At 50.1% G+C, this 11359-nt stretch carries 11 protein-coding genes; 8 read left to right on the top strand and 3 right to left on the bottom strand.

All coding sequences use genetic code 11. The features are described from left to right. Window positions 1–317 precede the first annotated feature (317 nt). Window positions 318–731 (top strand): hypothetical protein, encoded by a 414-nt coding sequence (locus ABRP93_RS10950; protein WP_349887953.1) that lies wholly within the window; start codon window positions 318–320, stop codon window positions 729–731. 724 nt (window positions 732–1455) lie between these two features. Here ABRP93_RS10950 and ABRP93_RS10945 read toward each other — a convergent pair. From ABRP93_RS10945 to ABRP93_RS10935, 3 genes are all read right to left on the bottom strand, one after another. Next, window positions 1456–2301, bottom strand: a complete 846-nt coding sequence (locus ABRP93_RS10945) for a hypothetical protein (RefSeq protein WP_349887952.1) — start codon at window positions 2299–2301, stop codon at window positions 1456–1458. A 383-nt stretch (window positions 2302–2684) separates the two neighbouring features. Further along, a complete protein-coding gene (locus ABRP93_RS10940; protein ID WP_349887951.1) occupies window positions 2685–3779 on the bottom strand; it encodes an AAA family ATPase in 1095 nt (364 codons plus the stop codon). Continuing rightward, on the bottom strand, window positions 3766–4074 hold the full coding sequence (locus tag ABRP93_RS10935) for a hypothetical protein (protein ID WP_349887950.1): 309 nt from the start codon (window positions 4072–4074) through the stop codon (window positions 3766–3768). The genes ABRP93_RS10940 and ABRP93_RS10935 overlap by 14 nt, the downstream gene beginning before the upstream one ends. A gap of 825 nt (window positions 4075–4899) precedes the next feature. Here ABRP93_RS10935 and ABRP93_RS10930 point away from each other — a divergent pair. The 7 genes from ABRP93_RS10930 to ABRP93_RS10900 all read left to right on the top strand — a co-directional run bounded on the left by ABRP93_RS10930 (window position 4900) and on the right by ABRP93_RS10900 (window position 11319). Further along, window positions 4900–5223 (top strand): hypothetical protein, encoded by a 324-nt coding sequence (locus ABRP93_RS10930; RefSeq protein ID WP_349887949.1) that lies wholly within the window; start codon window positions 4900–4902, stop codon window positions 5221–5223. Window positions 5224–5473: 250 nt separating this feature from the next. After that, on the top strand, window positions 5474–6094 hold the full coding sequence (locus ABRP93_RS10925; protein WP_284623468.1) for a recombinase family protein: 621 nt from the start codon (window positions 5474–5476) through the stop codon (window positions 6092–6094). A 743-nt stretch (window positions 6095–6837) separates the two neighbouring features. After that, entirely contained in the window at window positions 6838–7263 is a 426-nt protein-coding gene (locus ABRP93_RS10920) for a YjdF family protein (RefSeq protein WP_349887948.1), read from the top strand. Between the two features lie 771 nt (window positions 7264–8034). Further along, complete coding sequence (locus ABRP93_RS10915; protein ID WP_284623482.1) at window positions 8035–8784, top strand: ATP-binding cassette domain-containing protein; 750 nt, start codon at window positions 8035–8037, stop codon at window positions 8782–8784. Next, window positions 8774–9913, top strand: coding sequence for a hypothetical protein (locus ABRP93_RS10910; protein ID WP_349887947.1), 1140 nt, complete (start codon window positions 8774–8776; stop codon window positions 9911–9913). The genes ABRP93_RS10915 and ABRP93_RS10910 overlap by 11 nt, the downstream gene beginning before the upstream one ends. A 60-nt stretch (window positions 9914–9973) precedes the next feature. Next, window positions 9974–10495 (top strand): hypothetical protein, encoded by a 522-nt coding sequence (locus ABRP93_RS10905; protein WP_284623480.1) that lies wholly within the window; start codon window positions 9974–9976, stop codon window positions 10493–10495. A 365-nt stretch (window positions 10496–10860) separates the two neighbouring features. Next, entirely contained in the window at window positions 10861–11319 is a 459-nt protein-coding gene (locus ABRP93_RS10900; protein ID WP_349887946.1) for an AAA family ATPase, read from the top strand. The last annotated feature ends 40 nt before the right edge of the window (window positions 11320–11359 follow it).

Genomic DNA, 11359 nt, shown 5'->3' with positions numbered 1-11359 from the left:
GAAACCGAGACTTCGGCTATACTGACCAAAGCAGCATAGCTAGCCCCCGATGTGTCCACTTTCCGGGGGTCGGGCCCTGAGTATTCTGGCGTCGGGGAGCAGCAGGGAAGAGGCAGGCAGCTCCGCCAGTATTGCCTGCAGGTGTTTAGCTGCATTGTTGGTGGCGTCTAGCGCGTACTCGTAGTCTCTATCTTCGCCGTGGCCCTTGATAAATAGGGCGCACAGGTGCGTGTCCTGGGCTTCATGAACAATGTCCGCCATTTCCCGCCTCTCCTAGTTATGCTGCTTTCCAAGTTCTTTTTAATTAGGATAAAAGCATGGCCGATGCAGAAGAATTCATATCTAAATTGAAAGAAATTGGTTTGAACGAGGGGGAAAAATTCGTCCTTGTAGAAGAGGCTTCTGTCGATCCTCACATTAATTTTCTTGAGTTTTCCGGAATGAAGATTACAGCTCGGAAAAGCGGGGATGACGTAATCCTCAACGGGACGACCTATTCGGTATGGCATAGGGCCTCTATCGAGGGTCCATTTCGCGCTCAGGAAACTAAAACCTTCTCTCTCAATGGGTCGCTTGGCTTTACTGAAGTATTTGATTCTTTGGTCGAACAACTTCTTGAGAAAGACTCGCAGGTTCCAGCACAAACCAGTAACGATAAGCCGGTAGATAGAAATCTGTGGGAAACCCGTATTGAACGCGGCCGTCGGTTTGGTCAAAAATTGTTTGGCTAGAAACGAGTTCAACCCGTTAGAACCTTCAGATTCTTTTTACGCGGATCTGAAGGTTCCTGTTTACGTTCGTAAAATTTGCCGCGCTACTAGCCCCCCCGGGGGGGCAGGGTGCTCACTAAGGAATCTCACCAGGCAATTAGTCCCTGATTTCGATAGATACGGGACGCCCGAGCCTTTCGTTCTGCCGTAAGTCGATGGGCCGTATAGCTCGTATTCTTTGCGCTCCTCAGATTGTCGGATATTACCTATGACCCCTTCACTACCGGCCCAACTCCGGTGAGACATAACGAATTGGGAGGCATACGTGAAAGCAGCAGCTCCTTAGAAAATATTCATTCCCGCTCGCCAAGCTCACCTATCCTTGGAAAAGTTTCTGCTGACGGTCAATGTGATCCACAAATCATAACCATGGATAAAGGAAGAATACACCGCATATCTTGTATAAAGGGCAACCCGGTGATGCCTTAACTATCAAGTACATAAGCGGGAAAGAAGTTCTAAAGGAAGATAGTTTTGAACTATCTAGCACCACTACCAGCGTGCAAACTGGTGCAAGTATTTACAACGGAGACTCGGAACGCATTCAAATCAATGCCCACGGAACTGTAGGGACTGCAGGAGAATGTCACATTATTGTTGGATAGTTCTTCATATGGATATGAATGAATTTAGTTTCCTTTCCTAAATCTACCCGCCTGAAGTCCCTCCTTATGAGGTTGTTTTGTTAGGCAAAGAATTTGTCCCGTAAGCGAGTTTCATCGTGAGCGCCATAGGAATCTATGTGGATGATTGTGTCAATCCGCCGGGCAAGCGCTTGTCGCCGCGATGTTGGCTCCCATAAATAGTAGCCCCACGGAGATTCATTAGAAACCATCACAACGTGCGTGTACGCAGCAGTCTTGTTCGCGTAGCGGGCAGGAAGACTCATAGGCCACACATCGAGGATATTTAGTACAAGGCTTAATGGCATCGAGCCATCGAATTCGTCGAGAATCAGAGTCTTTTCTCCTGCATAAGAGTCAAAAGGGTGGGAGTAGTCGGTGACTCGATAGAAATCGTCGCCACCTATATCCACCGCTAGTGATGTTTTCCCAGTGCCAGGCGGACCATACAGCCACAGCACCTCAACTTCTCGGGGTGCTGAGTTCTGTGCGCGCTCTCGAGCAGCAACGAGCTTTTCAACGAACGAAGTCATACGAGCAGCTTCCGGAACTTGAAGAAATATTTCGTCCGCGGAAAGGCCTTTTTCAAGGACCGCTTCGCGAACTACCTCGACATCTTTACGCCTCCCCCTTTCGTCACTGTGTCGAATCGTGCCGTGCTCTAACCGTGGCTCTTCAGAGACGCGGGTTTCTTCTTTGGTGACGTATTCGATGGCTTGTTGTATTGGACCGCGGCGGGGTTCTATGTGCGCCGTGGGTAACTTGTTTTTGAGTGTGGAAAACCTGATCGGTGAGGTGTTGCCGTCAATGAGTAGCTGCCAGTGCCGGTAATTGTCCTCTTCACCTTCTTCTAGCTGTCCTAGATAGGAGTACGTCTCAAGAGCTTCTTCTATCTCCTTTCGACTCATTTTCTCTGCTGATATCGTGGCCATCCACGACCGGGACTGCGTAGACTTGCTACATTTTCTGCTACGCATTGCTTCACCTGAATAACCTTTCTGATCTGGGTTGATACACGCTACAAAGGTGCCGGGTAACACTACACCGGCACCTATCTGCTGCCGCGGCGGCATTCGCCGCCTTGCCACGAGGCTCTTGTTAATACAAGCTGCGTTCGTTCGACTTATCAGCGTGGGTTCTTCCCCTTGGCGCCCTCGTGCTCCCGGTCGCTTTGCCTTCTGCCTTCGCTGCGCTCGTCCTTTGGCGGCTTGGCCTGCGGCCAGCCACGTCGTCCTCGCGCGCTTCGGCATTCGGCTCCGCTCTCCTACGCACTCGGGCAGAGGGGAGACTTTTACTGAGCAAGTTCGAAGACATGCAGTTCTTGCCAGATGCCTTCGCCGTCGTCGACGATAAATCGCCGTTTTCCTGCAGAGACTGGCGATGGTTCTCCGGGCTCAGGTAGCCTGCCCAGGACCATCTCGGCGTCTTTAGGTGTGGTTACTCGTCCGCAGATCCGCACGGTAGCCAGGTCGCGAATGGATGTGGGGATGACGTCAGAGCTCATGCGCTGTGTCGCCAGGATGGTAATGACACCGGCTGATCTCCCACGTTGGAGTAGGTCTTTGACCTGGCGAGTTCGGTGTTTAGCCGAGGCCTTATCTTCTTTGGACTCCGAGCTGGGTTCGAAGAGCCTGGCGCATTCGTCCAGGATTAGGACTACGGGTCTTCTCCCCGCGGGACTCTTCCAGAAATCTATTCCAGCGTCGAAGCGCTTTTCCATTTCCTCTTGAGCAGAGGTGATTTCCTTCTCAGCCTTATCCAAGTCATTGCTGCTTTTACCGGAAACCACTTTTACCTCTGCATGCGGCTTTAAGGCCTGCTCGATTAGGCTGAGGAGGGCGGTTTTACCAGCTCCTGGGCGGGCCGCAAGCACGGCACCAGAGATCTCTTTTATCGAAAAACCTTCCAGATCACCGGTTTCTGTATCGACACCGATAATTACGTCCCCAGTTCCTGGGTCGTAGGCGGGGTCCCCTGAGACGGTGTCACCGATGTTCTGCACTTCGCGTATCCACGCGTATCCGTCTTGGACACTTAGTCGTATCGGACTGCCGAGCTCTGCACCTAGCTCTTCGGCTAGGCCATCGCGTTGCCATTTTCCTGTTTCGCCAGGGGAGATGCGAATACTCCCATCACGGCGAACTCGATTAATTTTCAATCCAAAGACTTCGCTGAGTCGTTGTCGACGGCGCTGAACTTTCCCAGCCACTGGATTGTTCCGGTACCACCACCGTGACCACAGCCAGGGGATGAGGGCTTGCAGTATAGCGATGACTGCGATGAGTGCGATGACCCAGGGAAGCCCCTCCATCACCTTTTCCTGGAGCCCCTCTACAGCCTCATTCAGAGGCTCTAGGAGGCCTTCTTCACTGCTAGAGGAGCTCATCGCTGCCCTCCTCCACTCTCTCTACCCCCGTTGCCTGCAGGAAAATGCTGCCATCCACTGCTCCTGCCATGAGTCCCTGAAAGGTGACGACATCATCAGGTGATACCTCTGGTCGCTCTGGCGACCATACGGTGACCCGGCTGCGCTTTATCTCGCGCTCTACGACCCCATCATCCCCCGTGCGTTCGCGCATAATGAGGCTGACTTCGATTTTCCAGGCATTGCAGTCTGGAAACGCGCGATTTGTTTTCGGCGTTCCTTCCTTGGTCTCAGGTGCGTCTGCTGTCGCCTGCACGCGTACTCCACTGAGCAGCTGGTGGACAGGAGTTAGATAAGACGGCACGGTATAGCTGGGAAGCATATCTTTCCTTTCCGCGGTATCCCGCGAGCTCGTTCCTCCCCAGGGAGTCTTTTGGCCGAGGCCCTGGGGAGGACAATGGCTCTCACGTCTTGTGAGAGGGCCCACAAATTTTGTGTGGCCTGGCCCCTATAAAAGTCGATGTTGCTGCCGTATGCAACCACAAAAAGTGCCCGTGACCTGCGATTTCACCTGAACACTGCGACATTTGACAAGATGGTTCATCTGCTATAACGTTTTCTCGAAAACGTTATATAGGGTGAACCATGTCTTTAATGTCGAGTTCAGGTAATCTATATTTGTAAAAATGCCCTTGAGCAGGCAAAATGCCCCCATTGCTACGCAATTCGCAGTGGGGGTTTGGCGTTTGATTACCCTCATTTGGGGCTGGTTTTGCCGACATCTACCTACCCCGCGTGATCGTCGAGCTAAGAAACAATCAATGAACAATATCTAACTGTCCGATAACGGATATTATGTTGGACTTCTCTATTTCCCCAAGGGGAAAACCATCCCTACAACGCCTCAGCCACTGGCTCGGGAATAAAGCCCCTCAGCCCAATCCTTCTCCTATAAGTTGGGTACACGCTGGCGATCCTGATTTGTTTTTCCGCCACATACCCAATTGAAGTTTGGGCATACTTGAGACATGACTTCCCCAGTAAGAGAAATTCTTAGCTACACCCTCCGGCGAGAAGGTGAAGAAGATGTCTATTTTCAATACTCCTCCCCATCCGTTTTCGGAGAACAGGAAATATCCGCTTGCACCGAGCCAAAGATAGGGAAAAACTTGAGTGGGCTTATATCGCCTGGGGTGAAAAAGGAGATACACGCGGCCCGGGCCCCAGGCTCAGCATAAACGTCACAAACGGAAATGGAGACGACAGCCGCATTCAAAGAAAAGGACTAGGAACCGCACTATACGTTTTGGCATGCATAAAAGCAGGTAAACGACTAAAAAGTCACCCCGACCAGCCGCGAGAACCTGACGGTAAGAAACTAGCAAAAGCGATGGATCAAATTGACATTGAAGGAATCCTTCGCGGAGATATCTCCCCCGAGATCGTTGGCCTGCATGCCGATTAATTCCTTCCAACATGGTTACGCTCCAGAATTCTCAATCTAAGGAACAACTGGCCCATATTCCATCAGTGCTATCAGCAAAACGGTGGAAGACTACGGCAAAGAATGGAACCTGCTTCTACTGAGAGACGGCTAGGCGCTCTATGTGGACGGGCGGGGCACAAAGCTCATCTAACTCAAATTGCCCCGATAGAGTACACCCTAAGTGAACGTTTCTGAAGTACAACTTCTCCCTGTTCGCTAGGGTGGGTTCATGAGTAATGAAACAGAACCGTCACTACCTCTAGATATTTCCGAACAGCCAGAGGCTGTTGCGGGGCAGAAAATTGGTTACGCGCGTGTTAGTTCTAAAGACCAGAATCTCGACCGGCAGTTGGCGGCGCTGAAGAAGGAAAAAGTCTTCCGCATCTTCACCGATACCGTCAGTGGTTCGTCTACCCAGCGCCCCGGCTTAGATGGGGCGTTGAATTATCTGCGTGCGGGGGATCAACTCATTGTGGTGAGCATGGACAGGCTTGCCCGCTCGCTTATCGACCTCTACCGACTGGTTGATGAACTCACCGAACGTGGAGTATCCGTGAAGTTCCTCAAAGAAGGACAGACCTATTCGTTAGATTCCAGTCCGGTAGCCAAGCTCATGCTTGGCCTACTCGGGTCTGTGGCGGAGTTCGAGCGCTCGATTATCCGCGAGCGCCAGGCCGAAGGTATTGCCAAGGCGAAAGCCCGCGGTGTTTATAAGGGGCGTGCGAAAGTCCTCGACGAGGAACAAGTAGCGCAGGCGCGCGAGTGGGTGGGGGAGGGGATTCCGAAAGCGGAGGTTGCTCGCCGCCTCGGCATTGGGCGCACTACGCTGTATAAGTACCTCAACCAGTAAGGTCTGACGCACCCTGCTATGCCGGTAGGGCAAGGAGTTGTCGGGGTGGGTTGCTAGTGTTTGAGATGGTTCACAATCACCCCGGCCTTATCGGGGGTGTGTGGCTTCCTCGTCGGTGCGCGGTTGGCCCGCGCGTGTACGTGGGCTGTTTCCGTGCGTCTTGTTAGGCGAGGGAACGACCCTACGACGTAAGGGAGGTAGACGATGGGTAGACACTCATTGGATACGCCCGGTCGCAAAAGAAAAGACCTTGACGCCACGAAGCTTAGCTGGCTCGATGTGGCAATCAAGGTCATAACACTTGCGACCGTAACAGTGAAGCTCATTGCAGTGATGCTTCACGTGGGTCTTTAAGGCCCGAGGGTCTCAACGAGTAGCCGCTCGTTGGGGCCCTTTTTATTGTGCAGACGCAATTCTAAGATGAACTGTGCTGTCACTTTTAGGCTAATGCGCGCGCTACAGTTTCGCAATACTCCCACACTGGGCACCCACTGTCTCTTCTCCTGCTTAGGTATTTATTCCTGCCATAAATGACTTTTCATGACGTCAGTTGGCTGCGTTCTCTGTCCCTAGGGTGTGTTAGCGTTATCCCCCGTAAGATCCTGATGCGCGAAACGCACAGTCTCAGTAGGAAGTCTGAGCGATAGCACTAACCAGTGCTATCCGTCGCTTTAGCTCTTGTTCTCATGAGAGCTAAGGAATCCGGCGTCGTCAGGTCCGCTTTAGCGTACCTGGAGACAACTTTGCCTGCTCAATTCACACTTTTCCACGATGGTCAATTTTGGTGCGGAGTCTACGAGACTTCCAGCAACAACCAGCTCCGCGCCGTCCGAGTAGTTTTCGGTCCAGAACCTAATAATGCCGAACTCTATGAGTGGTTACTCGTCAACGGTTCTTCCCTAGTCAAACGCGCTCATCGCTCCGTACCTATACCTGGCGCTATTGAAGCGCCACAGCGAGGAAATCCCAAACGCCTGCAGCGGAAAGTCAATAAGGAGCAACGCAAGATCTCAGGGGTGTCCTCGAAAGCCCAAGAAGCAACAAAGTTAAATTTCGAATTAGCTAACGCAAACAAGAAGAAAGCTTCGCGGATCGCTCGGCGCGAAGAAGCACAACGGAAATTTCAGATCCGTGCCGCTAAAAAGAAGGCCAAACATAAAGGCAAGTAGTCGAAGGCGTTAAAGCGAAGTTGCCATACAGTTCGAGCAAAGCTGTGTAGTCGTGAGCCAACTTATGCGCACGTACGATCCCCGCTATATGTCTGCAAGGACAAAGGGGGCCCTAGCCTAGTGAGGGACGCGTCAACTCGAAAGAATTTATGCCGTTTGAACTTGGCGTTTTCCTCGTGGCGTATGAATATGAACATGCACTTTAGAGGTGGATAAAACTTGGGGATAAGGGGTAATTGGGGGGATTAATTAGAATATCTTTACTGCGGGCTGTGCATACCATAAGCGGATAAGTTAGGGTAAAGCTGTTTCAAGCATAGGTAAAAGCCATCCAACACTTAGAGCTTGAGGCAGACGCATAAAGACGAGGCCGATTTTGGCGTGCTTAACTTTCGAAAGGAAAAGTACTGTGAAGAAGAAAATTGCAGCAGGGCTAGTTACTGCCTTGGCGGTTTCTATGTCCGCTGTTCCAGCGAACGCGGAGGGACACTTTGAAACCAGTGTTAACGGGGTTCGCGATAGCTACAGGACTCGTGGCTGGACCGATCGAAACATTGATGGTTACAACACGGAGATTACAGCAGCTACCTGCTCAAATGCTACACCAGGATCTCCTGGAAAAGTTGAGATGACCCTGCGCCGAGAGCTTTCTAAGAGGCCGGACCCCGACCTAGGATCGCGTTCGTTCAATAGGTGCTATGGGGGATGGGACCGAGGCGGGTGGGGGCGCCAGGCTGCAGGAAATTATCATGCTGATATCCATACATTCAAGTGGAACCACTTGACCATCAAGTGGATGAAATTTGTATGGTAGCGACCATCCAGGTTAATGCACTAAGGGTACGGCGTTCAAATAAGACAATTCTGGATATACCGCAGCTGGTGATAGATGAACGCCCCACGCTTCTACTCGGGGCTAATGGTGCTGGGAAATCAACGCTTTTTTCTGCTCTTGCATCAGATTCTTCTCCTAAGGACGGAACAGTACTGAGGAAAGGATCTATATCTATAGTGGAGCAGAAATTTGCCCCTATTACCGGTTTCACCTCTAGTGAGTACTGCGCTTATGTTGCTTGGTTGTTCGGACGAGATAAAAAGACTGCAAAGAAAGAAAGCTTAGATTGGCTAGATTTTGTAGATTTGTCAAGAGTGTCTAGTCAACGGTGCGAAAGTCTTAGCGGCGGAGAACGCTCTAGGCTAGCGATTGCCACTGCGTTGAACTCTGGGGCGGAAACATTACTGCTTGATGAACCTAGTGCGGCACTTGATCCACTCAACAAAGAGCATGTCACTGAGGTATACCAACGGATTGTGGATAGAGGGCATAACCTAGTTGTCTCAACGCATGATGCCGGCGAACTACAGAGACCTTTCGAGCGTGTCCTTGTTCTTGATAAGGGGAAGCTACATTTCGATGGTTCACGGCAAGATTTTGTACAGCTAGCTACAGAGTCGGGAAATACCCCAGCGCATATTCTCTCACGATCTCTTGTACGGAGAGGAAACTACAGTGATTCCTAATTTCGGCGTTAAACACTGGCTTCGTCGTCCATCATTATGGATTTGCCTTATTGGGATAATCCTTAGCGCAGTTCCTATTTCGGAATTAGGAAAGACGCCATACTATGAGTCGAATGCTGCTCAATCTACACTGGTGTTCTTCGTAATTGCTCCTGCGGTTTCTGCCGCAATGGCATGGGAAGCATCACGTTTTCGTCCTCTAGTGCAGATGGGGAGAAAATCTGTAGTTCGTATTTATGTGAACCGAATGTTTGCATGGTCGCTGCTTTTTCCCCTTGGCTATGTATTGGCAAGCCTTTCACAAAGTACTGATTCTGTACTGTTTGGGTCTTCAGTTTTTTGGGTTATGCTGGCTTATTCCTCCATCGTCGGCATCTGTTGGACGTTAATCGGAAGTGCACTTGGTTTTTCGTTTAAACCACTGATATCAGTGTCTGTATCAGCTGCGCTTGCATATACGTGGTATGCGGTAGTTCCAGCCACTTCTCCTGGAGCCTTAAGACATATAACTGGTGATTTTTTAGCGTGCTGTTCTTTTGATGCAACGCTAGATGTGAAAGCAATTGGGACAGCAATTGCAGGGATTATCGGAGCTACGCTGACCATAGTCTCGGCTGCGGCACTGTTTAGGCACCGTAGTAAAATGTATACGTTAGCTTTCCTTTTAGGGCTTCTCTGTTTTATCGGTTCTTTTGCTTGGGCGCAGCAACTCACAGAGTTTGGACTTGCACAAAGAGATTCTCGTCAGGTTGTTTGCTCTTCTAATGTATGCGCATGGCCTGAAATTCCTAGCGAAAATATATTACTTAATATCCAAGCGAGGGATGCTTTCTCTAAAATAGCACCTACTGAGTGGAGAGATTTTTCAGAACGTCCTGTGATGTGGGGAGATTTTTCGGAAGAGCATTTGAGTTTAAGCGGCCAATCCACGGTAGAGGGGATAGTTGGAGAGTTTGTGGATCAAGCTGGATCTGCAGAACTGATTCGTTCAGACGCTAAAGTCTGCGGAATTCCGGCGAAAGATTTGGGAATTACGCTTAGTGGTCTTCCTTGGGAGCCTAATCGACAAGTCAACGTTGGAGACGTTGTTCAACGTATCGAGCAGACTGTGTGCAGAGTTAGCAATTAGCTTATGACATCATACGCATTCTTGTACTGCCGTGGGCATAGGCTAATTACTGTCTTAATTATGGTGCTGTTTATTGGCTTTGTTCTTTCTTCCGCTGAGGGGTGGTTGCTAAATATCCCGTGGCTCGATGATACTGCTGGGGCAAACGTTGGCACTTTATGTTCGTTTTCTTATGCTGCATTGCCAGTGATTTTTTTCAGAAATCAGATTTCCAGGTTAGAGGCTCAAGTTTCACGGAATTGGCTGCTTATTGACGGTATAGTTCTCGTTACTTTATGGATTATTCCTTGGATATTTTCCCTTTGTGGCATAGGAAGCACTAGATTTGCTTATGTATCTACTGTTCTTACAGGTTTGACGCTTCTTATAGGTAGATATGTGAGTGTGGATACACTTGCTTTGTCGCTTGTAGCACAGCTTGTTTTACAAACTGCTCTTTGGCCATCATTGTCTGATACGAATTGGAAACTCCTTCTTTTCGCTCTAGAGGTTCCGCCAGGCCGTATTCCATTACTATTAAGCGTGGTTTCGTTTTTCGTGAGTGTTGTTTCTTTGCGTAAATTCAAGCGCTCTGCGTTTTAGCTAACAGTAGAGCGTGTCAATTCTTTGTGTGTGGGACAGGCTACTACCGTTTGGTTGATATATCGTTTCCAGCTAGTAATTTGGACTTCTTTCTCGAATCAGCTGGCTGTGTCTGAAGTACTTTCCCTATTTAGCCCGCCTAGAAGGTCGTTTGTTTTTAATTGAGCATAAAGTATTGAAAACGAGTTTTACCGCATCATGCTCGCCGGTCTGTCTGTAGAACATGACGATAAAGAGAACTAAAAGACTTAACTGCCAGCGCGTTTAGAGTTTACAGTAAACTGTACAACTGTAGACCTGTAAAGCAGTATTTACTGAAATCTGTAAACTGGTAGGCGCAATGACGTATCCACCTAGGAGAAGCCATGATCATTACCGCCATTAACGCCAAAGGTGGCGTTGGCAAGACCACTACAACGATGTTTCTCGCCACGGTTTTCGCCCACCGAGGAAAGACCGTGACTGTCACAGACTTAGACCGACAGGGCTCAGCTCTAGAATGGTCTGAACGTGCGGAAGACGGAGGCGACCCTTTACCGTTTGAGGTCGAACTGTCTATCCCTAAGCGCGTTGATAGGCAAGCGGCACTCGTCGGAGACGATGAGTTCATGTTCATTGATGTCCCACCAGGAGATGAGAACGCTATTGAAGCAGCAATCGCTGTCAGCGACTTCATCATTCTTCCAACCCGTTCTGCTGCCGCCGACCTCTCCCGCGTGTGGGAACTGCGCGACGCAGTCAGCGGAACACCACATGCAGTCCTGCTGACGTTCGCCAGGAAGGGAACCGGGCCCGAACCCCGGAAAGTGGACACGGGGATTTAATCAAGATGCGATAGTAAGTGTAGCTGATCCGGCGGCTTCG

It is taken from the genome of Corynebacterium sp. KPL2850 (assembly GCF_040225855.1).
In the GTDB taxonomy this organism is placed as follows: domain Bacteria; phylum Actinomycetota; class Actinomycetes; order Mycobacteriales; family Mycobacteriaceae; genus Corynebacterium.
This window is presented reverse-complemented; position numbering and strand designations above follow the sequence as displayed.

Bases quoted from the DNA above. Each gene is read 5' to 3' on its own strand.
- ABRP93_RS10950 (WP_349887953.1), top strand. From the start codon at position 318: ATGGCCGATGCAGAAGAATTCATATCTAAATTGAAAGAAATTGGTTTG.
- ABRP93_RS10945 (WP_349887952.1), bottom strand. From the start codon at position 2,301: ATGAGTCGAAAGGAGATAGAAGAAGCTCTTGAGACGTACTCCTATCTA.
- ABRP93_RS10940 (WP_349887951.1), bottom strand. From the start codon at position 3,779: ATGAGCTCCTCTAGCAGTGAAGAAGGCCTCCTAGAGCCTCTGAATGAG.
- ABRP93_RS10925 (WP_284623468.1), top strand. From the start codon at position 5,474: ATGAGTAATGAAACAGAACCGTCACTACCTCTAGATATTTCCGAACAG.
- ABRP93_RS10905 (WP_284623480.1), top strand. From the start codon at position 9,974: ATGGTGCTGTTTATTGGCTTTGTTCTTTCTTCCGCTGAGGGGTGGTTG.
- ABRP93_RS10900 (WP_349887946.1), top strand. From the start codon at position 10,861: ATGATCATTACCGCCATTAACGCCAAAGGTGGCGTTGGCAAGACCACT.